The following is a 22562-nucleotide window of genomic DNA, read 5'->3' on the forward strand; positions in this document are numbered from 1 at the left end:
CATAACTCAAAAATCACCAACATTCCGGCTTTTAAAGCAGCTATCAGTATGCTTCAAAATGAGATGCTTCCCCAATAAAAAGCGCTTTTTATACCAATTTTCTTAATTAAGTGTTCTATTTTGAGGCGAGAAAATATGTTCGATAACTAGCCAAAATTTTGCGAATTTATACCTTAGGTAAAGATTCAAAATGAGAAATTTTTAACACAGTGAGCGTCATCTTTGCTCCGTGAAATTGGTATTAGACATCACGATGGGCCTATCCCTTACTGCATACGGCGGAGGTTCCGACGGTGGCGATACGCCAGTCAAAGAAAACAGAATGGCTTATCAAAGTAAACGAAGGTGAGAAAGTCAACCAGCAAAGAAGACAGGTAGTTTTGAGCTTAAATTAGACTAGCCGATTTAAAACGACACAAACCAAAACGCTGCACCTCTATGAGACACGGCGTTTTGGTTTACTGGTTGCTCTGCAACCACTGTGCTGAATTTACAGCGCTTTTTTCTTCGTTACTTTCGTTTTATGACCCAGAATACGAATAGACCAGCCTTGTAATACACCAGCCTCTGGGTTGTTCTCTACCTGATGGACTTGACTCCCATTGACGAAGTCAAAGATCCCAAAAGCCCGGGTTTCGTTACTCATATCTGTGATATGTAGCTTCCACTGGCCATCGCCTGCATTGGCTTTCTCATCCCAAAACTTGTAACTGAGCATCAAATGATCTGTATAGCCATCCTGGCTACCGGGTGACTGCTCTGGTAAGCCCAGGTGCTGCCCTACCAGGTTATTAAAGGGTGACATCAGGATACTGCGGGTACCATTCGGTGACTCCAGCTCTACTTTCAAATCTGAAATACGTGCGTGTCGTGCATCTAGCCGGATCTGAACACCTTCTATAAACAAGTCATCGGTTACTTTAATGCTTGCTGTTGTCGTCTGGCTGGCATCATCCACAATGGTTGCATTCACAGCGTCATTCAGCCCATACCAGGGCGTCTTAACCAACTCAGAAGGGAGTTGTTCGATTGCATAGCGGCGCACCAGCTCTGTCGCTTTATCTACATCAATCAAACCAAAGCCATAGTAAGGTGAGAATGTGTGCCCTGCTGCATTGGTACTCCACCCTTCAAATGCCGTAATGCCATTCACGTCGATGTCGGCACGCGTCGGGTCCACTTTTGTCGCCGTCCGCGCCAGGAGATGACGGATGTCACGGGGTGTCAGGTCATGATTCTGTTGCTGCGCGGCAGAAAGTAGCAACGCAATAGCGCCCGACGTATTTGGTGCCGCGGACGATGTACCATTCATAAACACTGTAAAATCATCGCTTCCACTACAATCGATGTTTGCATCAAAGTTTTCCTGATACCAGGCACATGAAATACGCGTGGTCGCATGACCAGGGGTACCTCTGTCAAGCCCACCCGGGGCGGTCAGAAACACATTACTCCCCACCGTCGAATACTCAGACAACACACCATCGGCACTCAGTGCACTGACTGTCAGGTTCCAGAAGTTTGCAGGAGTATAAAGTGAGTTGCCGTTTGTCCAGGGTAAGCCATAATTACCGCCGACGGGAAAACTGTAACCTAAAAAGTCTAATCCAGTATCTGTAAAATAGTGAACGCGGGAATCCCGATATGAATTTCCGGCTGCCTGCACGTAGACTGCAGTGCGGGGATCCTCTTCAGTGGACAGAGAGACCGCTTCATAAACCTTTTCCTGCTCAGGCTGGCTAAACATCAGGATATCTTTGCCCTGGCTATCCTGAATGGTTTTTGAAAAAGTATAGGGCAGACTCACCGACGGGCTCATACCATAACTTTTATTAAAGATACGGATCCGATCTGTGGTTGAGTTATCCGAAAGGTCACCATCGTAACCATGACTTATCTTCCACTGCTCATGACTTTCGAAGGTTCCGCCATAATTGGTAAATGCCGTAACCTTTGCCATTGGCGCAACTCCACGCACCCCGATGTTGTTTTGTACAGCAGCAATTATCCCCGCCACCATAGTGCCATGATCGCCACCAGCATTAGGTTGTGGATTAATTAAGGGGTCATCTACCGTATTGGCATCTAAGTCTGCATGTTCCATGTCAACACCCGAATCCACGACTGCTACCAGAATATCCTGTCCTTTGTGACCCCAGATATGCGTCTGCCACAAGTTCAGGTCAATTCCAGACTGGGTATTTGCCAGTGCACCAGAATTTAGTAAGTTCCACTGCAATGCAAGCATAGGATCCCCATTTGGATCAAGCCAGCGGTGTTGATAGTCACGATCAGTTGTTGCAGAAGCACTTACACTGAGTAGTGTCGCGATAAGACAAGCAAGAGGCTGTTTCTTTATTTTCATTGTACAGTTCCTTTTTTGGGTTCACATCTATTACTAGCACTTCAACTTTTCCACTGTCAAGAACAAAAATACAAAAATGTATTTACAAAAAAACACAAAAGGTAACAAAAATACCCAAAACCTAGTTTGTGCGCTACGTCAAAAAACAACAAGCTGGGTAGGTAACAAACTGAAAGCTAGAATTAGCGACAACATATATCATTAATTAGGATAATGAGGGTTTAGAGGGAGCTGGGCTGTGAGAGAAGAGATTGCTCGCAGAGCGGATACTCTGCGAGCAGATAGATATTACGATTGCACCTGTGTCGTTGCACTCACTTTTGGCTGTACATCTTCACCATAACCAAATGTAACCGCAAGCACCAATACCACTGACGCAGCCAGCATCAACTTGCCGAATAGCGGCAGACAGAATCGGAACCATAAATGATAAGGTACGCCGGCCATTCCGATGATACCCATCAGCACAGCGTTGGTTGGAATAATCATGTTAGAGAAACCATCACCAAACTGGTATGCAAGCACAGCAACCTGACGATACACACCAATGATGTCACCAACCGGTGCCATTAGCGGCATAGTGACATATGCCTGACCACTGCCCGAAGGAATAAACAGGTTCAACAGTGTTTGCATAATAAACATACCAACCGCAGCCAGCTCAGCACCTAAATGTGACAGCGGCGACGACATAGCGTAAACCAGGGTATGCAAGATCTGTCCATCTTCCATAATTAACGCAATGCCCCTTGCAACACCAATCAGGATGGCAGTACTTGCCAGATCTTTCACACCTTCAATAAACTCATTTGCAGCGCGGTCAGCACCAATCTGGCCCACTAACGTTGTGAAAATACCCCAGGAGATAAACACCGCACCCAGCTCATACAGATACCAGCCCTTTTGAGAAATACCCCATACAGCCGTGATAATGGCAGCAACTAGACCAAACAAGATCATTTGGTGGCGCTTATTAAGCATCGGGTAATTTGCTTCTGCTGAACCAGCAAGCGGACAAGGCAGGCCTTTCGTCAGGGATAATTCAGGGTTTGCCTGTACTTTTTTGGCATAGCTCCATACGTGATGGAAACCAATTAAAACGAACGGCAGGAAAATCGCCAGACGTAGCTCAATACCTGAGTAAACCGGAATATCAGCAACCTTTTGCGCTACCATCACGGTAAATGGGTTAAAGGCTGACACACCATAACCAATCCCATACCCTGCCACGACCATGCCCACGGCTGTCATCGCATCAAGGCGCATTGCTTTACACAACCCCACCAGAATCAGGACAAAGGGAATATATTCGCCCGCAGTCCCAATGGCGCCGGATGCCAGAGCAAAACAAAACACCACCATAAAAATCAAAATATTTGGCTTATGACCAAATCGCTCAAGCAAGCGGCCAATCAAGGCATCAATGGTACCCGTTGCACGCGCAATTGACAGAACACCACCGACAATGAAAACAAAGAAAATAACATCTTGTGCAGCAGCAAATGCGCGCGGAATGGCGACCAGAAAATCCATGGGCGTTAAATGAGTTTGTGCTTCAGCAAGTGCATAAGTGCCGGGCACCACAGCCTGACGGCCATTATCGAGCGTGACGGTGTCGAAGAAACCTTGCGGAACCAGCCAGGTCGCAATATATGCCACCAGCATCATAGACAATAGCAGGATGAGCGTATGAGGTACTTTAAACCCTTCTTTCATGTTATTTCTTTGTCGTTAATTAAAATTGTGCGCAGTGTAATAAAAATCAACCCTAAGGTGCAAACACCACGCGCCTAATAAACCAACTTTGGCGTTAAAAAAGGTAAATACGCCGCTTTGCATTAAAAAGCGCGTACAAAAAAGCCCCACATGGTGTGGGGCTAAAATGACGCAAGAATTTAAATTGCTGTTAAGCGTGCTACTTACAGGAACGCAGCCAATGCTTTTGCCTGATCAAGCATACGATTTGAGAAACCCCACTCGTTGTCATACCAGGCCATAACTTTAACCAATTTTCCATCCACTTTTGTCTGCGTCGCATCAAAGACTGAAGAAGCCGGGTTATGATTGAAATCCACAGATACCAGCGGCAAAGTGTTATATTCGAGGATACCTGCCATTGCACCTTCTGCAGCCCCCTGAAGGATTTCATTGACCTCCGCAGCAGATGTTTCACGTTTAGCGATAAAGGTCAGGTCAACCACAGAGACATTGACGGTAGGCACACGTACTGCCATGCCATCCAGTTTACCCGCCAGCTCAGGCAGCACCAGACCGACTGCTTTAGCCGCACCAGTTTTAGTCGGGATCATAGATTGTGTGGCGCTACGCGCACGATATAAATCTTTGTGATAGACATCACACAGGTTTTGGTCATTGGTATATGCATGAATGGTGGTCATGCTGCCCTGCTCAATGCCTATGGTATCGTTCAGTGCTTTCGCAACAGGTGCCAGACAGTTAGTCGTACAAGACGCATTCGAAATAATAGTGCTGTCTGCATTTAACACATCACTGTTCACACCGTGTACAACAGTGGCATCCATATCCGTACCAGGCGCAGACACAATGACTTTCTTTGCACCCGCAGTGATGTGTTTGCCTGCAGTTTCACGCGAAGTAAACAAACCCGTACATTCAAGCACGATGTCGACATTCAGATCACGCCATGGTAATTGCTCAGGGTCACGCTCTTGGGTAAGCGTGATCTTATCTTCGCCAACGATCAGCGTGTTGTCTTTCAATTCAACAGGGAAGTTAAAGCGTCCATGTACAGAGTCAAACTGAGTCAGGTGTGCGTTAGTCTGTGCAGGTGCCAGATCATTGATCGCGACAATCTTGATTTGATCATTTTGACCTGATTCGTAAAGTGCTCTCAGTACATTTCGACCGATACGGCCATAGCCATTAATTGCAATATTAATCATAACCCTATTCCCCTAAATTAGTTTACTTCACTTGCTTGTCGAGCAAGCGCTTCGATGGCTTGCCAGTCTTTGTTTGCGATAAGTGTTTTATCGAGCATCCAGGTCCCACCAACACAGATTACATTGCTCAGTGCCAGATAGTTGGGTGCTGTTGCTAAGCTGATCCCACCTGTTGGGCAAAACGTCACCTGTGGTAAAGGACCACCGATTGATTTCAGCATTGCCGTGCCACCTGCGGCTTCTGCCGGGAAAAACTTAAGAAACTTAAAGCCCTGCGCTGCCAGTTCCATCGCTTCGCTAGGCGTCGCCGCACCAGGCAGAAACGGGATATCAGATTCTTTTGCCAGCGCCAGCAATTCTGAGCTGACACCCGGGCTCACCATAAAGTCAGCACCAGCCTCAACAGAAGCGTCAAACGAGGCTTTGTCGACCACAGTACCTGTGCCTACATAGGCCTCTGGTACCGCTTCTTTCATCGCCTTTACTGCTTGTGCAGCAACTGGCGTACGCAATGTCACCTCTAATGCGCGAAGACCACCGCGATATAATGCCTGCGCTAATGGCACGGCATCTTCTAAATCATCAATAACAATAACGGGTACTACCGGTGCCGCTGATAAAATCTCTTTAATGCTCATAATGTCCTCATTCCCAGTTGCTATTATTCTTCTATGCCGAATGCACTTGCACCTAAATCGGCGCTGCTGACAATATTTCTAAAGCCGCTAAATAACTCACGGCCTGTACCAAAGGTTGGACCAACTTCCGTTAGTTCAATCTCGCGCTGGGCAAGCTCTTCGTCGCTGACATGCAGTAGCAGCTCACCTTTTGGTGCGTCTAATGTGATCAAATCGCCTTCTCGTACTTTCGCAATCGGGCCACCTTCAACGGCTTCCGGAGCCAGGTGGATAGCCGCAGGCACTTTGCCTGACGCGCCTGACATACGGCCGTCTGTCACGATAGCAACCTTGAAGCCCTCATCCTGCAAGCTCGCCATGACCGGCGTCAATTTGTGTAATTCCGGCATCCCTTTAGCCTTAGGACCTTGCTCTTTGATAACGGCAATAAAGTCCTGGTTGAGCTCGCCTCGCGTATAAGCTTCTTGCAGTGCGGCTTGTGAACTAAATACTTTGGCAGGTGCCGACACCACCTGATGTTGCTCTGCAACAGCCGACACTTTAATCACTGATTTACCCAGGTTTCCACTCAGTAACTGTAAGCCACCTTGATTGTTGAATGGGTTAGAAACAGGTCTGAGTACCTCTTCGTCCAGTGAATCTACCGGGCAATCAATCCACTTCACTTTTGCAGGACCCTTGCTGTCCGTCATGATGAGTGAAGGATCGACATCCAAAACAGGTTCTTTGGTGTATGCATCCAGGCCTTCGCCAACAATGGTTTTCACGTCATTGTGCAGGTAACCCGCATCACGCAACTCACGCATCAGGAATCCCATACCACCGGCAGCCTGAAAGTGATTCACATCCGCCGAACCATTTGGGTAAATGCGCGTCAGCAGCGGCACAACTTCCGATAAGTCAGCCATATCTTTCCACGTGATTTCGACACCGGCCGCTTTTGCCATCGCAACCAGGTGAATGGCGTGGTTAGTTGAACCACCCGTCGCTAACAGGCCAACCAATCCGTTAATCACGGTTTTCTCGCTGACCACTTCCGCCAGACTATTTACTTTGCCATCACCCTGAAGTTGCTTCAGCATGGTTTCTACCGCGCTGGCTGTCAGGCCTTCGCGCAGTTCAGTGTATGGGTTGATGAACGAGCTGCCCGGTAAATGCAAACCCATAATTTCCATCAACATTTGGTTTGAGTTAGCGGTACCGTAGAAAGTACAGGTACCGGCGCTGTGGTAAGACGCACTTTCCGCTTCTAGTAACTCTTCGCGGCTCACCAGGCCCTGTGCAAACTTTTGTCTGACACGCGCCTTTTCTTTATTTGGAATACCCGACTGCATCGGTCCCGCAGGCAGGAAGTAAATGGGAAGGTGGCCAAAAGATAATGCGCCAATCAACAGTCCCGGAACAATCTTGTCGCACACACCCAGACAGAACACACCGTCAAACACATCGTGTGAGAGTGCAACCGCTGTCGACATTGCAATCACATCACGTGAGAATAACGACAGTTCCATGCCATCGCGCCCCTGTGTTACACCGTCACACATTGCCGGTACACCACCCGCAACCTGTGCGGTTGCGTCGTATTTTTCGGCAATCGCTTTGATTTGATCCGGATATTCTTTGTAAGGCACGTGGGCGGACAACATATCGTTGTAAGCATTGATGATGGCCAGGTTTGGCTGCTCATCGGCTTTTAATCTGGCTTTGTCACTGCTCGAACAGGCTGCCATCACGTGTGCCAGGTTACCACAGCCTAGTCCGGCTCTGACTCGAGTTTGTTTTTTTGCTTGTTCGATACGCTCAAGATAGGCATGACGAGATTGCTGACTGCGAGTGATAACGCGTTGAGTGACTTCATGAATTCGAGGATGCAACATAATTCAACTCTCTATTGTTAGAGGAAAAGGCTCAGTACAGCTCTCCCTGTACTGAGCAGCTTTGATTTACCCGTTCAAAGGTACGCTATCAGGTTGTCTCTCACCCCAACCTGACACCGGTGTCACTATATTTACTCACGTTTCTGACACCGGTGTCAACCCTTACGTTAAATTTAGTCTAAAATTCACAAATGAACAAATAACAAACAAAAAAGCCCGACCAGTAATGGCCGGGCTTTGGGCAAGTATAAAAATGGGATTTAGTGGTTTTGTGCTGTTGACTCACGGGTGATTAAACGCGCTTCCAGCACACAATGATAAACCTCTTCCTGAGGCTCCGAAATCTGCAGTATCAGTTGCTCAACCGCCTGCCGGGTCATCTCTTCGACTGGCTGTGCAATGGTCGTCAGGCCCGGCCAGATATGCCTGGCAATAGGTGCATTATCGAACCCGGCAATAGACAAATCCTCCGGCACTCGCAACGCCCGTTGGGTTGCCAGCTTAAGGACAGCTGCAGCCATGTAGTCGTTCGAAGCAAACACCGCGGAGGGACGAGGTGTCAGATCGAGTATGGCCTTAGCGCTATCTGCACCCGAGTGGTAACTGAAGTTACCCTCAGCTACAAGCCGTTCTTGTAAAGGGATTTTATGCTGTTCGAGCGCCCGTTTATAACCGTTAAATCGGTTTTCGGTGGCACTGTGATCCGGGTGCCCCTTGATAAATGCAATGTCCGTATGCCCAAGCGTAATCAGGTGCTCGGTAAGCTCATACGCTCCCTGCTCGTCGTTGCTACATACAGAAATAGAGTCATCATCCTGAATTGCAGAAGCCACCAATGCGTAATTGACTTGCTTCTGCTTAAGAAACTCTATCAATTCCCTTGAATCAGAAAATGGCGGCGTCAACACCAACCCGTCGAGGCGAGACGTCGTCAGCAATTGATCTATATTGTCAATTAACGCCTCCCCCCTGAGCTCACATGGGTGGATCAGCAAGTTGTAATTGTGTTTATGACACGCTTCTAACGCACCGCTTTGCACCCGAGTGATGTAACTTTTACTCGGGTTATCATACAGACAGCCGATAATGAAGCTCTTGTTACGCGCCAGCCCCCGAGCTATCGGGTTTGGCCGATAGTCCAGCTCTTTGAACACCTTGAGTACTTTTTCACGGGTCGCCGGGCTGACGTTAGGTTCATTATTCAGCACTCGAGAAACCGTCTTTTTCGAGACTCCCGCATACTGTGCGACACTGTTAATGGTCACTTTCTTCATTACACTTATCCTGACTATCTGATGCTCGCACGCTCATGTAAACACGCTGCGGCACCAATCAAAGGAATATTTTCCTGCACAACTAAGGTGACTGGGATCTGGCCTGCGTACTGACTCATAGGCCCTTTAGTCACAAAACGCTCAACAAACTGGCTTGATTTGAGTCGCTCTGCCATTCGCGGCAATATCCCACCACCAATAAATACGCCTCCAAGCGCACCAAACGTTAACGACAGATCGCCAGCTACGCTGCCAATCCAGTCACAAAAATGATTCAACGTGGCATCGCAGATCTCACACTCTGATGCGCGTTCACTGATCTGTGCAGCACTCAACCTTTCTGCAGTATGGCCTTTTACTTTAGCCATGGCCTGATATAAATGTGCCAATCCACGCCCCGAAAACACCTCTTCAACAGAGACATGTGCAATCTCCTGCTTCAGAGCCACCAACAATTGCTGGTCCAGCTCGGTCACTGCAGCCAGGCTAATGTGACCAGCTTCACAGCTCATCACAGCACTACCATTAATGTCTCTGGCCAGACATGCGGCACCAAAGCCAGTGCCAGGTCCCATAACCGCGATGTTGGCGCCGGCCTGTGCCTGACCCGATTTAATTTCTATATTTTGTTTTGGGTCTAGATACGGCGCTGCGTAAGCAAAGGCTGCAAAGTCATTGATCACAGCCAATTCATTAAAACCGAACTGCTGTTTAATATCCTGACTGTTAAACTGCCAACCGAGATTCGTCAGATAAACCTGTTGAGCCTTAACGGGACCCGCAACGGCTAAACACGCGCGTGTTGGTTTGGCTATTGGGAGTTCATTGAGGTAACGGCTAATGGCAGTTTCAAAAGAGGGAAATTCGGCGCTGGGATACGTAGACTGATGACTAATAACAAACTGATTGTTGCTCGATTCGTAGTGGGTTACGACGGCAAAGCGGGCATTGGTACCGCCAATATCCGCGACGACAATTGGCTCAAAGGCCTGTCCTGTGTCATTCGAGCTATGAGGTGTTGTCTGGCTCATGTTGTTTTTCTCTTTTATCTGGGTGCACTGAGTGCACAGCTTCCAAGGTAACTGGCTTGGGTGATGATGCCAAGATTCAGCTAGTTAACTTTGCACGTTCAGCTGAAAAAAGGCTGTCCCCGAAAGGACAGCTAAATACGTTTTGACAACAAAATGATAAAACAGTGACATTATGACACCGGTGTCAGATGGAGGCAATAAAAATTTTGTTCAGATCGGTGCTGCGTATGCCAACTGCGTGTTTTCACGCCAATTCTATTTGTGGTATACGTTATAGTGACAGTACAATCAGTCAAATATGTTACTAAAGAGGAAACAGAGATATTAAGCTTGCAAATTTTATTCATTTGCTGACAATAATCAGGTTATCACTCAGAACCAATGCACTATGAAACCTAAAGGCAAAGCCACCTCTTTTGATATCGCCCATTTTGCGGGCGTCTCCCAGTCTACAGTGTCGCGTGCGCTGAGAAACAGCCCGTTGGTCAATGAAGAGACACGTCGCCGCGTCTGGGAAGTCGCAAAGGAGCTCAACTATAAAGTCGACAAAAACGCCAGTAACCTGCGTACTCAGCAAAGCAGCACACTGGCTTTGTTACTGTTTGAAGACCCAACCGGTGATGAATCACAAATCAACCCGTTTTTTCTTAATATGCTGGGCAGCATCACCCGTGCCTGTGCAAAGCAAGGCTATGATCTGCTGGTGTCCTTTCAGTCCACGAGTCAGGATTGGCGAGCAGACTATGAGGATAGCCACCGTGCCGACGGTATCATTCTGCTTGGATATGGTGACTACATGGACTACCAGTCTCGCCTTCAGCAATTGCTCACTCAGGATACCAAATTTGTTTGCTGGGGAGCGACAGTCGATGGCCGTGAGGATTTGACGGTCAGCTGTGATAACTATGGTGGTGGTAAATTGGCAGCGGAACATCTGTTGCAGCAAAATCGCGCTCAGTATGCTTTTGTCGGTGACGCATCAGAGCACAGCCCTGAATTTTTCGCTCGCTTCAAAGGGTTTAGAGATACGCTGATCGCCAATGACTGTGTATTATCAGAGCGCCAAATCGCCAATGCGATTTCAACTGAGGAGTCGGGTTATCATGCAACCCGGTCCTTATTAGCTAATAATATTCAATTTGACGCGTTATTCGCAGCCAGCGATCTCATTGCAATTGGCGCGCTCAAAGCACTCAAAGAAGCAGGTAAAGAAGTGCCTGATGATGTTGCGGTTATTGGCTTCGATAACATTGCTGCCGCCAACTTTATTTCACCCGCCCTGACTACGGTGCAACAGAATACAACGCTGGCCGGTCAGATGCTGGTCAATAACCTGCTCTCTTTAATTAAAGGAGAAGCCGTCACAGATACCCTGTTACCACCTAAGCTGATTGTGCGGAGATCCGCGTAATAACCTTATTCCAGGTGGAATTTGCTGATCTGCTGCTTAAGCAATAGTGCATCTTCATCGGCAGCACTTGCCATTGAATTAACCTCAGTGAGGATGACACAGTTCGCCTGAGCCAATGTTGTGATGTCCGATATTTGCTGGGTAACGTCCTTGGCCACTGCGCTTTGCTCAGTGGCGGCTGTAGCCATTTGCTCATTGAACGCCTCAATTTTGCAAATTTGGTCGTTAATCTGCTGCAAAGAGTCACGCGTGCAATCCGTCGACGATAAGTTATTTTCCGTTAAAGCATGTGCTTCATGAATTGCTGACATCGCACTCGCTGCGCCACTTTGAAGGCTCTGTATCATTCGGTTGATTTCCTCAGTCGATTGCTGTGTTCGCTGTGCCAGGGAGCGAACTTCATCCGCCACAACAGAAAACCCTCTCCCCTGCTCACCCGCTCGGGCCGCTTCTATTGCAGCGTTCAATGCCAGCAAATTCGTTTGCTCAGCAATTGTCTGAATAACCTCAAGTACCTGACTAATGTTATTTGATTGTTCCTGTAGGCTGGACATCTGCTGCATAGTGAGCTCCATCGCCTGCTCCAGACTTCGGGACGATTGCATATTCTTATCAACATTACTCTTACCTTGCCGTGAAGCACTGACCGCATCATGACTGGCCTCGCTGGTGTATTGCGCATTTTTAGCCACATCCTCTGAGGTTGCGGCCATTTGTTCCATCGCTGCTGCTATGTGTACGGTTAGATCCGTTTGGTTATCGCTCTTGTTTGTCAACTCAGTGAAATTCGATTGAAGTTGTGCCATCTGATTGGACAATGTTTCTGCATTGGCATTAACTTGATTTAGAGTATCTGAAAAGGTCTCAAACATGGAATTTAACGCACGCTCTACCTGCCCCAGTTCATCCTGATTACCTGATTCATCAAATCTTAGGGTTAAGTCCAAAGAAGTCGCAACCTGATTAATGAAATGACTCATTCTTTGAATGGGCGTCGCTATGACATTGCCCATCGCCCATGCAATAATCAATGCAATAATGATCAACACGACCGTAATAACTATGGCTACCGTTGTGATCTGCTTGGTAATTTCTGCGACATCCGCAAAGGCTTCGGATTGGTCTAGTTCACTCATTAATGCCCAGGTTTTGCCATTAATTTCGACATCCGTATAGGCTGATGCCACCGCCACATTGCGATAATCCTGAATAATGGCAAAACCAGATTGTCCAGACAATGCCGCTTCTACTGCCTGCGTACGAACCGTCTGTAACCCCACCGAAGTATCGAACCTATCTATCGCGGCGATAACTGCCGGATCGACCCTGGCTTGTTCCAAAACCTGTAGATAGCTCGCTTTATCTTCCAGTAAAAAACGGCTCATGCTCCGCATTTTGAAGTCACTCCCTACCAGATAGGTTTCACCCGATTCTCCCAGTCCTCTGGCCCGCCAATTCTGCTGGTAAGTGAGGATGTCGTTAAGCCTGTCGATTGGCATTTGAAAAACCAACACAGCCAAGGTTTCACTATTTCTGACAATAGGTGTTGCAATAAAAGACGCAGCCGCATTATAAGACGGTGAGTAAGGCTCAAAATCAGCAAAGGCCACTTCACCTTCTGGCAATGTTCTGGCAGCTCTGAAAACGGCGCCAAGTCCGCTTTGTGCGTATGGGCCACGCAGCAAAGACGTTGCGTAATCCAACTCCTTAAATACGGAATAAACCACATGGCCGCTTTGTGCATCGACAATAAAAATATCGTAGTAACCAAACTGGGCTAAAAAGGTATTGAAAAAGGGGTGGTGAAGACGATGCGCACTGTCATACTCACTGCCATCATGCAAGCTGTTCAGGGCATTTTTGCTGCCCAAAGGGTGCGTGTTTTGTGCAATATATTTGTCCTGCCAGTACCTTGCTGGTGCGTCCAACGCATCCAACAGGCTCAGTGTATCAGTTGGAGTACCATTTCTTCGTTCAAAGATCTGCCCGAACTCTTCACGATAATAGCGTTCAAGCGCACGCTCATCTGGTAATTCCCCCGTATGCTTAAAAGCACTGGTAAAACGCACTGCTGCATCGCGGGTAGCCTCACTCTGGGCCAAAGTCAGTAGCTGACCATTGATAAAATCAAAATACGCCGTTAACTGTTCTTTTTTTGCGTCCCTAAGTCCAACTAATCGGTGTTGGATCTGCATAGTTAGCGTGCTGGCAACATCTTTTTGTGTGATGATACCCACGCTAATTGACAATATAATGAGTACAACAGTTACCAGAGCTGAGACGCTTACAATGAGTTTTAACTTGATGCTCATGGCACCTCCAGCGTCATCCTGACTTATAATCCCGACAGGTTATATAAGAATAGACGAATACCAGTTATGTTGTGCTTTTTAATCAATATCGTAGATTAACGGCAGCTAACAAACCATTTGCGCCATTGTGCCTGATTATTTTCCAGCCAGTGCTTAGCAACCAGGCTTGGGGTGAAATTCTCCAGATTTACCATAGCAGCAAGCTGTTCAAGCGTTGCGCCGGTCATATTGAACTGACGCAACCCCTCCGCCAGGCAAGGGTGTTGTTCAACAAATAGCGTGCTAACCACTTTTTTTAGCCAACCAGATTTTGGGTTGCCGCAGTCAAACAAAAACTTGGGATTCACGCCCCAACCCGGCTCAGTTTCACAGCGCTCGTCAAAGTCCGGAAACTCAACAAACTCACCTGGATACACAGCACCCACCCAGTTAGGCGTCCAGTTAAACATCAGAATGGGCTGTTTAATTTTGTGCGCAATGGCCAGCTTTTTCCACAGGGCCTCACCGCTGTCGACTTGTTCCACAACAAATGGCAGCTTCAGTGCCCGGATCCTGGCTCTGTCTGGCTTTTCCCACGGACCTGCAATATACACTCCTTTACCCTGGGAACCAGGACGGGCAAATACCTCCGCACACTGGATCAGTGCTTCCCAATGAGGAAGCCCGGGACAATGTTGCTTGACATACAGTGGATACCACCAATCCTCTCGGGTTTTAAGCGCATAATCCCCCAGGTCGACTATGATCTGGCTTTGCATCAGCTGCGCATATTTATCCGCCATGGTGCCTTCCCACACTTCAACCTGTACATCTGCCATACCGGCTTTGAGTAAGAACCATTGGCCATCCGTTTTGGCTTCGATAAATTCAGTCTGGTAACCCAGCTCCGTAAAAATATCTGCCACAATATGGGACAGAACCTGTTGGCTGGTCCAGTCATTGTAGAGGATTTGCACTGGCTGCGTGGCCCTCAGCGACAACGACCATGCCAGAATCAAAACACAGAACAAACGATGCATAGTAAGACCGAAGTCAAAATACAGGTCTCTTCAGTATAGTTATAAAATCGTTCTGTCGTACCTCCTCATCACATGTCTTTTCTGTGACACAATTATTTACAAATACACATGAAAAACAATTTTACAACATTGTTACAACTGTACTAACGTGAATATTGTTCAACAAATGAACATTACGCGTTTTTTAAAAGGAATATCAAAATGAAACTCAATTTAAACAAAAAAAGCATCAAAAGACTCAGTACAGACAAAGCACTGGCAATGCAAGCGACGCCACAGGTGGCAGGAGGTCGTCCAAAAAGCTATTTCAATAACTGTGCACCTACCGAAAACCGCTTTTGCTGGGAAGAGTCTATCAACAATTGCCCGCTGTCTCAGGCTATCGGGTGCTAGTCCTTTAGCTCAGACCAAGTTACTCAGTCAGATGAAGCGTGACTTGCCTGATAATCTTGTCTTGATTTAAACTCTAATACGGTCGCATTGATGCAGTAGCGATCGCTTCCGCCGGGCCCTTCCTTAGCAAACACATGACCCAGATGAATTCCGGATGAACTGGACCGGATCTCAACGCGTTGCATACCATGGCTATTATCCTCATGATAAGTGACGCTGTCTGCGACCGGGTGCTTAAATGACAACCAGCCAGTGCCCGAATTAAACCTGTCTTTCGTATCAAATAAAGCTTGCCCACTGAGCTTGTCGACAAAGACCCCATCCCCTGTTTTCTTGAACAAGTCATATTGCTTACAAAACGGTCTGTCTGTGCCCTGTTCAAACGCGGTTTTAAAGGCGTCGCTGTCACCCAATTTAAATGCGCCCAGCGCCTGATAGAACTCCTTACGGTTCATATAACCCTGAAACCCCGCAACTTCTTTACCATTTTCAAGGAATAAAATAGTAGGTGTCGCCCAGGTCGCAGACATAATACTCAGCCCCTGCAACTGGCTGGCACGGCGATAATGTAAAGGAATGCTGCCCTGATAGTCGTTCACGACTTGCTGCTTAAACTTGTCACAATATGGGCAGTAAGGCGCATCAATCACAACCACGTGCTTGCCCGTTAACAAAGCGTCATTGTTAACTTGCTGCTCTGCTATATCGATAAAAGTGACACCCGTACTGTGATCCGGGCAATACCCATTGGGGTTTTTTACCAGGTAATTCTGATGATATTCTTCTGCTCGAACGAATGCTGCGAGCGGTTTAAGTTCGGTCTGGATTTGGCCATATCCAGCTTTCGTCAGCAATGCCTGATACTGCTCAGTTAACGAAATAGCCTGTTCTTTTTGCGCTTTATCGGTATACAGTATTATCGAGCGGTATTGTGTACCTATGTCGTTGCCCTGACGGTTTTTCTGAGTCGGGTCATGGCTTTCAAAATAAGCTTTAAGCAATGATGCGGTCGAGAGTCGACTGGCATTATAAGTGACCCGCACTACTTCAGCGTAATTGTTAGGATCAAAACGCCTGCTGGGTGCCGTAATTGCTTTGTAACTTGCTTTAAATCCACGACCATCAGCGTAGCCGGATTCAGCATCTATCACACCGGGCAAAGCCTCGTAGCGTTTTTCTGCCCCCCAAAAACACCCTGACCCCAAAACCAAAGTTTTGATATGTGAGCTGGCTTGTTCAGGCATTGTGCTGTTGACAGAGACTTCACCAGCGTTCACCAGACTTGCGGCACTCATCAGCGTAAATCCCAGAATTAGTCGTTTATTCACTCCGGTATCCTTTAAATAAATATCTGTTGTCTACTGAGACCGCGAAACCCTGACTGCTCTTTCACTATCAGGGAAAAAACCTGCCAGCCCGCACTTTAACTATGATTCTGTGTCATTCAACGACATTTAATTAATTAATCTGATGGTTTAGGGTAAAACAAAACCCAAATTAGTTATTGAGGGTTTAATCAATGTCATTATCTACTCGTCTTTGCGCACTCAGCGTCGCACTTTTCGGCTCAGCATCGGCTTTGGCCGCAGACATCCAGTTCACCAATAAACTGAACGAAAAAACCGATGCGCTGGTTGTGTTTCAGGACAGCGAGCAAAGCAATGCATTTAAATTTCTTGACAGAGATACCCGTAAACAGCTTTCTAAAGCACTTGAAGCAGACAAATTTACAGGTGAATACGGCAAGGTTGTAGAAGTATTAGCGCCTGTGGACTCCAAGCACAAGCGCATTCTTGTCGTCGGTCTTGGTGAGCGCGATGAGCTGGATAGCGCCAAAATGGCCAAGCTTGGTGGTAACCTGCATGCCAAACTGGAGAAAAAAGAAGCCGGCACCGTCAGTGTGGCATTCAAAGGCGTTAATGGGGAGCTAAGTAACCATGCGCTTGCTGCACAATATGCACATGGTGCAAATCTACGCGACCACACTTTCGAGGTATACAAAAAAGAACCTAACACGCACAGCATGACCTACAGCCTGAGTGTCGATGACCAGCGTAAGACCCAGACCGAGTACACCACTTTAAGCTATATCGAGCAGGGTGTGTTTCTGGCGCGTGACCTGACCTCAGAAGTTCCGACTGAAATGACGCCAGTTGATTTTGCAAATGCCGCAAAACAACTTGAGCAATATGGTGTTGAAGTCAAGATCCTGGAACCCGAGCAGCTTAAGTCTCTGGGAATGAACGCCCTGGAAGGTGTTGGCCGAGGCAGTAAAGAAGGTGCACGCCTGGTTGTAGCCCATTACAAAGGAAATAACGACACCCCAATCGCACTGGTTGGTAAAGGGATCACGTTTGACTCTGGCGGTTATAGCATCAAAACAGGTAAATCTATCGCCCGCATGAAATCAGATATGGCCGGCGCTGCTGCGGTACTGGGTACCGTGAAGGCTATGGCACTGGCAAAAGCTGATGTGAACGTGGTTGCCGTGATGGGCATGGCCGCGAACATGGTTTCAGAGAACTCTATCGCACCTGGGGACGTACTACGTACAGCAGAAGGTCTGAGTGTCGAAATCCTCAACACCGATGCGGAAGGCCGCTTAGTATTGAGTGACGCTATGTGGTATGCCCGCACCTACTACAAACCAGAAGTGATGGTTGATTTGGCAACGCTGACAGGCTCGAAAATCCGTGCTGTCGGTAACCGCTACGCAGCCGTATTCTCAGACGATGATCAGCTAGTCACGGAATTTACGGTTGCAGGCAAAGCTGTCAATGAGCCGCTATGGCGACTTCCTCTGGGCTACAAAGATATGCTGAAATCTGATATTGCGGATATTGCCAACATTGGCTCTGGCGGCCCGGGTGCAACCACCGCGGCCTCATTCCTGCAGCACTTTGCCGGTGACACGCGCTGGTTACATATTGATATTGCCGGAAACGCACTGACTACCACAGGTAAAGGTGAAGTATCTCCGGGTGGCACCGGGTTTGGTGTACGCCTGCTGAGTGAATGGTTGTTAAGCAACTAACTCAATCCCAACCGAAGAGAGCCATGCAACCCTTGCATGGCTTTTTTTTAGCCGTGGTCAGCTCTCAGACTGACAACGCTGGACAGGTTTGGCAAGACAGCCAACAATAAGCTTGCTATGCTTTGCCCGGATGTCCCTCTGAGTGAACCGACACTGACGGGCCGCCACATGTGAAGACAATAAAATGAAAATAAGAAACCATGACACAAGAACAGACTTACCTGCTCGGCGAGCAAGCTGTTGTACTCGACCTTAACTGCGCCCGACTCGACAACGAACAACAGAATCGCTTGTTTGCCCTGCATCGTCACCTGCAAAAACAAGCCCGGTACACTGATATTGTAGTTGGCAAGACTTCTCTTACCCTGGTTTTGCAAGACCACACACAGTGCGCCAAGTGGCAAGAAGCATTACTCACTCTGTGGCAATCACTCAGTGCAGAAGACTTTCAACCCACTACACACACAATCCCGGTTATATATGGAGGGGAAGCTGGCCCAGATCTGGCACCGCTGGCTGAACAGCTGAACTTATCACAACAAGACATCGTTGAGCTGCATAGTTCACCAACTTATCAGGTCAAATTTCTGGGTTTTTTACCTGGTTTTGCCTATCTGGGTAGTGTACCTGAGCAACTGCAGGTTGCCCGTCTCAACTCACCCAGAACACATGTGCCAGCCGGCTCTGTTGCCATCGCTGAAGATTTAAGTGCGATTTACCCCAGCGCCTCTCCCGGCGGCTGGCGGCTTCTGGGTAACAGCACGACCCGCTTATTCGATGCCAATGCGCTGTCCCCCAGCTTGTTTCAGTCAGGTGATAACGTCAAATTTGTGCCACAGAAGGAGGGCCTATGCTAGAAGTCATTAAGCCCGGCGTGCAAATGTGTATCCAAGATCTCGGACGACATGGGCATCGTCATCTTGGGGTCTCTCAAAGTGGTGTGATGGATCCCATGGCACTGCACATTGCCAACCTGTTACTGAAGAATGCGCCAAATACCGCGGTACTTGAGATCACAGTCGGACTCGCCCAGCTAAAATTTACGACAGCTACCAATTTTGCGCTGACTGGGGGTGACCTGAATGCGCGTCTTGACGATACACCACTGACGCCCGGCTGGCGCTATTTTAGCAAGCCAGGTCAGATCCTGAGCTTCGCCTCGAGCTCCGAGGCACTGCGTGCCTATCTGAGTGTTGAAGGAGGGTTCAGCCTGAAAACCGTGTTGGGCTCGCACTCGACCGATGTCCAGGCGGGATTTGGTGGCTTTGATGGTTCAGCATTGGCCGCCGGCGATCAGCTGCACTATGAAAGCTGTGCAGCAAAAAGCAGTGCTGGCGCGCTTCAGCCTCCCTACCATAAGCAAATACGTATATTGCCGGGCCCACACTGCGAACGGTTATCCCTTACAACACAACAGCTATTATGCACTCAGCAATGGAAAGTATCACCAGATAGCAATAGGATGGGTATGCGACTTTCGGGCTCTGAGCCAGTCACTCATCAAGTTTCTATCAATAGTCAGGCGGTGTTACCTGGCACCGTTCAGCTGCCACCAAACGGCGCCCCTATTGTGCTGCTGAATGATTGTCAAACCACGGGCGGTTACCCAATGGTAGCCCAAGTGATTGCGGCGGATCTGAGACACTTTGCTCAACTCAGTGCCGGAGATATGATTAATTTCACGCTGGTCACCCCGGCTCAGGCATACCAAGAGACACAACAACAACAATATCATCTCAACCAACTGCGCTTTGCGCTGACACATCGCGACAGGAGTATTTCGTGAGCGAACTTAATTTTTTGCCCCTTACAGGGATACTGGTGGTGATCCTCGGATTTGCCTTTCGTTTTAACCCCCTGCTGGTCGTGACCTGTGCCGGACTCGTCACCGGATGGGCTGTCGACTTAGATTACCTGACTTTGCTGGAAACCTTTGGAGAAAAATTTCTCAACTCCCGACAGTTAGCCAGCTTTTTATTACTCTTGCCTGTGATTGCCATTTTGGAGCGATATGGCTTGCAGCAACATGCCAAAAGCTGGATAGCCAGTATTAAAGGTGCCACCACAGCACGTATCCTCAGCGTCTACTTTGTTGTGCGTGAATGTAGTGCAGCACTGGGGCTCATCAACCTTGCTGGTCAGCCCCAAACAGTACGTCCTTTATTAGCACCGATGGCGCTTGGAGCGGCGAGTAACATGCATGGGGACTTGCCCAAACCTGTCCGGGATATGATCAGTGCGCATGCCGCAGCGTGTGACAATATTGCCGTCTTCTTTGGTGAAGATATTTTCATCGCCTTTGGTGCCGTGTTGCTGATGGATGCCTTTTTAAGAGAAAATGGCATTACCGGAATTGAACCGCTTCACATTGGTTTGTGGGCCATTCCGACGGCCATTGCAGCATTAATTGTTCACCTGTTTCGACTGGCCAGACTGGAAGCCAAGATACGAGCGCAAATAGCCTTACATGCCGAGCAAAACGGCTCCAGTACAAGCAATTCAGTCGCCCGGGAGGAATTGGCATGAGCACAATGACTTCTTCTGCCAGTGTGCAGCCTGCTATCCTGTCGATTGAAAATATATATCTGCTAATCGGCTTTGTGGTGTTATTTTTGGTGGTCAAAACACTGCAAGATAAACACCACCCAAAACGACTAACTACCGCCTTGTTCTGGGGGTTATTTGGTAGCGTATTTCTGTTTGGTGATTTATCTGTCGCCTATTTGGGAGAGAGCCTGACCTATCGCTGGGTAGGAAGCTTTGTCATCGCCATCGCAATCCTGGCCGGAATGGGCAGGGTCTCTATGGGCAGCTACGATGTACCCAGCGATGAAGTGCAAACTGCCAGTGCCCGGCGGATCGGCAATAAGCTGTTTATCCCCGCAGTGCTTATCCCCATCGTTACTGTGGTGTGTACTATCCTGCTGAAAGATATCCAGGTGGCGGGGTTGTTTGTATTTGATCAGAGTCATGTGACCCTTGCAGCACTCACGCTGGCCTGTGCAATCGCGTTGCTAGTCAGCTGGAAGTTCACTGGAGGTAGCCCATTTCAGGCACTGGGAGAATCAAGACGCCTGGTCGATTCAATTGGCTGGGCCGCGATTCTGCCGCAAATGCTCGCGATGCTGGGTGGGGTTTTCATCGTCGCCAGTACCGGCACAGCCATTCAGGATCTGGTCACGTTATTTGTTTCTCCCGACAACCGCTTTATGCTGGTGGTTATTTATTGTGTTGGCATGGCCCTATTTACTATGGTCATGGGTAATGCATTTGCCGCATTTCCCGTCATGACAGCAGGCATTGCCGTGCCATTTTTGATTCAGGGTCACGGTGCAAGCCCGGCCCCGTTAGTTGCCATTGGTATGTATTCAGGTTATTGCGGCACTCTGATGACGCCTATGGCCGCCAATTTCAATATCGTCCCGGCAGCGTTGTTAGATCTAAAAGACAAATATCAGGTTATCAAAGTTCAAATTCCGACAGCTTTGTCGCTGTTAATCATTAACATCTTGCTCATGTATGGAGTCATCTTCAATGACTAAAGGAACGCATAAAACCGTATTATTGACGGGCTTCGAACCCTTCGGCGGCGAATCGATCAATCCCTCCTGGCAAGCTGTACATCAGCTCGACGGCTGTCATATTGCAGGGCATACAATTCGTACCAAAGAGCTCCCTTGCGAGTTTGACCATGCCTTAACACAACTGAACAGAGCCATAGACAAATATGCTCCTGCGCTGGTCCTGTGCGTGGGTCAGGCAGGTGGCCGCGCGGACATTTCCATTGAACGTGTGGCTATCAATATCAACGACGCACGTATTCCAGACAATGCCGGTGCTCAGCCGATAGATACGCCAGTATTAGCGGGAGGCCCCGCGGCTTACTTTGCAGCACTCCCGGTTAAACACATGCTCAACGATCTCAGACAGGCACAGATCCCGGCCAGTATTTCGAATACCGCCGGCACTTATGTGTGTAACCATGTTATGTACGGATTGCTTCACTATATCAATGAGCATCAGCTCAATTGTCGTGGCGGCTTCATTCATATTCCTTACTTACCCGAACAAGCCACGCACCAAATCGGTGCACCCAGTATGAGTGCTCCTCAGGTTGTCGATGCGCTTAAAGTGATGATTTCCTCAGCTCTGACCCATGATACTGATCTGCAGATTGCTGCAGGCACCACACACTAGTCACATCGCCCTATCTTGGTTCATTTGCGCACCAAAATAGGGCAACATTTACTCGACAAAATCACAGTTTTTTATGTGACTTGATAT

General features: G+C 48.1%; 18 protein-coding genes. 8 read left to right on the forward strand and 10 right to left on the reverse strand.

The features are described 5' to 3' along the window. Nucleotides 1-490: 490 nt before the first annotated feature. The 7 genes from QNM19_RS20120 to glk form a co-directional block, all read right to left on the reverse strand. Nucleotides 491-2365 (reverse strand): S8 family serine peptidase, encoded by a 1875-nt coding sequence (locus QNM19_RS20120; RefSeq protein WP_049865756.1) that lies wholly within the window; start codon nt 2363-2365, stop codon nt 491-493. Nucleotides 2366-2653: 288 nt separating this feature from the next. After that, nucleotides 2654-4081, reverse strand: a complete 1428-nt coding sequence (locus QNM19_RS20125) for a YfcC family protein (protein WP_049865757.1) — start codon at nt 4079-4081, stop codon at nt 2654-2656. Between the two features lie 203 nt (nt 4082-4284). Further along, complete coding sequence (gap, locus tag QNM19_RS20130; RefSeq protein ID WP_010385360.1) at nt 4285-5289, reverse strand: type I glyceraldehyde-3-phosphate dehydrogenase; 1005 nt, start codon at nt 5287-5289, stop codon at nt 4285-4287. 17 nt (nt 5290-5306) lie between these two features. Then, complete coding sequence (locus tag QNM19_RS20135; protein ID WP_010385361.1) at nt 5307-5927, reverse strand: bifunctional 4-hydroxy-2-oxoglutarate aldolase/2-dehydro-3-deoxy-phosphogluconate aldolase; 621 nt, start codon at nt 5925-5927, stop codon at nt 5307-5309. 23 nt (nt 5928-5950) lie between these two features. Then, entirely contained in the window at nt 5951-7804 is a 1854-nt protein-coding gene (edd, locus tag QNM19_RS20140; RefSeq protein WP_284027137.1) for a phosphogluconate dehydratase, read from the reverse strand. A 260-nt stretch (nt 7805-8064) separates the two neighbouring features. Beyond that, nucleotides 8065-9078 carry a LacI family DNA-binding transcriptional regulator gene (locus QNM19_RS20145; RefSeq protein ID WP_049865640.1) on the reverse strand — a complete coding sequence of 338 codons (1014 nt, stop codon included), beginning with the start codon at nt 9076-9078 and terminating at the stop codon, nt 8065-8067. A gap of 14 nt (nt 9079-9092) precedes the next feature. After that, nucleotides 9093-10109 carry a glucokinase gene (glk, locus tag QNM19_RS20150; RefSeq protein WP_049865639.1) on the reverse strand — a complete coding sequence of 339 codons (1017 nt, stop codon included), beginning with the start codon at nt 10107-10109 and terminating at the stop codon, nt 9093-9095. 388 nt (nt 10110-10497) lie between these two features. On the opposite strand from glk, the gene QNM19_RS20155 reads away from it, so the two are divergent. Continuing rightward, entirely contained in the window at nt 10498-11520 is a 1023-nt protein-coding gene (locus QNM19_RS20155) for a LacI family DNA-binding transcriptional regulator (RefSeq protein WP_049865638.1), read from the forward strand. Nucleotides 11521-11525: 5 nt separating this feature from the next. Here QNM19_RS20155 and QNM19_RS20160 read toward each other — a convergent pair whose 3' ends face one another. Beyond that, nucleotides 11526-13832: a methyl-accepting chemotaxis protein gene (locus QNM19_RS20160; RefSeq protein WP_049865637.1), complete on the reverse strand. Its 2307-nt coding sequence runs from the start codon at nt 13830-13832 to the stop codon at nt 11526-11528. 95 nt (nt 13833-13927) lie between these two features. Continuing rightward, the gene (locus QNM19_RS20165; RefSeq protein WP_284027138.1) at nt 13928-14851 is read right to left on the reverse strand and encodes an ABC transporter substrate-binding protein; all 924 of its coding nucleotides are present in this window, start codon (nt 14849-14851) and stop codon (nt 13928-13930) included. 201 nt (nt 14852-15052) lie between these two features. Between QNM19_RS20165 and QNM19_RS20170 the strand changes: the two genes are divergently transcribed. Continuing rightward, complete coding sequence (locus tag QNM19_RS20170) at nt 15053-15244, forward strand: hypothetical protein (RefSeq protein ID WP_049865634.1); 192 nt, start codon at nt 15053-15055, stop codon at nt 15242-15244. A 23-nt stretch (nt 15245-15267) separates the two neighbouring features. On the opposite strand, the gene msrA is transcribed toward QNM19_RS20170, so the two are convergent. After that, on the reverse strand, nt 15268-16488 hold the full coding sequence (gene msrA / locus QNM19_RS20175) for a peptide-methionine (S)-S-oxide reductase MsrA (RefSeq protein WP_284027169.1): 1221 nt from the start codon (nt 16486-16488) through the stop codon (nt 15268-15270). A gap of 275 nt (nt 16489-16763) precedes the next feature. Here msrA and QNM19_RS20180 point away from each other — a divergent pair, with 275 nt between their 5' ends. From QNM19_RS20180 to pcp, 6 genes are all read left to right on the forward strand, one after another. Continuing rightward, on the forward strand, nt 16764-18278 hold the full coding sequence (locus QNM19_RS20180; RefSeq protein WP_284027139.1) for a leucyl aminopeptidase: 1515 nt from the start codon (nt 16764-16766) through the stop codon (nt 18276-18278). A gap of 200 nt (nt 18279-18478) precedes the next feature. Further along, nucleotides 18479-19135, forward strand: coding sequence for a 5-oxoprolinase subunit PxpB (pxpB, locus tag QNM19_RS20185; protein WP_049863771.1), 657 nt, complete (start codon nt 18479-18481; stop codon nt 19133-19135). After that, nucleotides 19129-20064, forward strand: coding sequence for a 5-oxoprolinase subunit C family protein (locus QNM19_RS20190; protein WP_049863770.1), 936 nt, complete (start codon nt 19129-19131; stop codon nt 20062-20064). Before pxpB ends, QNM19_RS20190 begins: the two co-directional genes overlap by 7 nt. After that, the gene (locus QNM19_RS20195; protein WP_049863769.1) at nt 20061-20804 is read left to right on the forward strand and encodes a DUF969 domain-containing protein; all 744 of its coding nucleotides are present in this window, start codon (nt 20061-20063) and stop codon (nt 20802-20804) included. The genes QNM19_RS20190 and QNM19_RS20195 overlap by 4 nt, the downstream gene beginning before the upstream one ends. After that, nucleotides 20801-21820: a DUF979 domain-containing protein gene (locus tag QNM19_RS20200; RefSeq protein ID WP_049863768.1), complete on the forward strand. Its 1020-nt coding sequence runs from the start codon at nt 20801-20803 to the stop codon at nt 21818-21820. Before QNM19_RS20195 ends, QNM19_RS20200 begins: the two co-directional genes overlap by 4 nt. Continuing rightward, the gene (gene pcp / locus QNM19_RS20205; RefSeq protein ID WP_049863767.1) at nt 21813-22475 is read left to right on the forward strand and encodes a pyroglutamyl-peptidase I; all 663 of its coding nucleotides are present in this window, start codon (nt 21813-21815) and stop codon (nt 22473-22475) included. The genes QNM19_RS20200 and pcp overlap by 8 nt, the downstream gene beginning before the upstream one ends. The last annotated feature ends 87 nt before the right edge of the window (nt 22476-22562 follow it).

Source organism: Pseudoalteromonas ardens (assembly GCF_030125445.1).
Classification (GTDB): Bacteria; Pseudomonadota; Gammaproteobacteria; order Enterobacterales; family Alteromonadaceae; genus Pseudoalteromonas; species Pseudoalteromonas ardens.

What these genes read in the sequence shown, in the direction of transcription:
- QNM19_RS20160 (WP_049865637.1), bottom strand. Translation starts at nt 13,832, where the DNA reads ATGAGCATCAAGTTAAAACTCATTGTAAGCGTCTCAGCTCTGGTAACT.
- QNM19_RS20120 (WP_049865756.1), bottom strand. Translation starts at nt 2,365, where the DNA reads ATGAAAATAAAGAAACAGCCTCTTGCTTGTCTTATCGCGACACTACTC.
- QNM19_RS20165 (WP_284027138.1), bottom strand. Translation starts at nt 14,851, where the DNA reads ATGCATCGTTTGTTCTGTGTTTTGATTCTGGCATGGTCGTTGTCGCTG.
- gap (WP_010385360.1), bottom strand. Translation starts at nt 5,289, where the DNA reads ATGATTAATATTGCAATTAATGGCTATGGCCGTATCGGTCGAAATGTA.
- glk (WP_049865639.1), bottom strand. Translation starts at nt 10,109, where the DNA reads ATGAGCCAGACAACACCTCATAGCTCGAATGACACAGGACAGGCCTTT.
- pcp (WP_049863767.1), top strand. Translation starts at nt 21,813, where the DNA reads ATGACTAAAGGAACGCATAAAACCGTATTATTGACGGGCTTCGAACCC.
- QNM19_RS20145 (WP_049865640.1), bottom strand. Translation starts at nt 9,078, where the DNA reads ATGAAGAAAGTGACCATTAACAGTGTCGCACAGTATGCGGGAGTCTCG.
- QNM19_RS20200 (WP_049863768.1), top strand. Translation starts at nt 20,801, where the DNA reads ATGAGCACAATGACTTCTTCTGCCAGTGTGCAGCCTGCTATCCTGTCG.
- QNM19_RS20170 (WP_049865634.1), top strand. Translation starts at nt 15,053, where the DNA reads ATGAAACTCAATTTAAACAAAAAAAGCATCAAAAGACTCAGTACAGAC.
- edd (WP_284027137.1), bottom strand. Translation starts at nt 7,804, where the DNA reads ATGTTGCATCCTCGAATTCATGAAGTCACTCAACGCGTTATCACTCGC.
- QNM19_RS20190 (WP_049863770.1), top strand. Translation starts at nt 19,129, where the DNA reads ATGCTAGAAGTCATTAAGCCCGGCGTGCAAATGTGTATCCAAGATCTC.
- pxpB (WP_049863771.1), top strand. Translation starts at nt 18,479, where the DNA reads ATGACACAAGAACAGACTTACCTGCTCGGCGAGCAAGCTGTTGTACTC.
- QNM19_RS20155 (WP_049865638.1), top strand. Translation starts at nt 10,498, where the DNA reads ATGAAACCTAAAGGCAAAGCCACCTCTTTTGATATCGCCCATTTTGCG.
- QNM19_RS20180 (WP_284027139.1), top strand. Translation starts at nt 16,764, where the DNA reads ATGTCATTATCTACTCGTCTTTGCGCACTCAGCGTCGCACTTTTCGGC.
- msrA (WP_284027169.1), bottom strand. Translation starts at nt 16,488, where the DNA reads ATGCCTGAACAAGCCAGCTCACATATCAAAACTTTGGTTTTGGGGTCA.
- QNM19_RS20125 (WP_049865757.1), bottom strand. Translation starts at nt 4,081, where the DNA reads ATGAAAGAAGGGTTTAAAGTACCTCATACGCTCATCCTGCTATTGTCT.
- QNM19_RS20135 (WP_010385361.1), bottom strand. Translation starts at nt 5,927, where the DNA reads ATGAGCATTAAAGAGATTTTATCAGCGGCACCGGTAGTACCCGTTATT.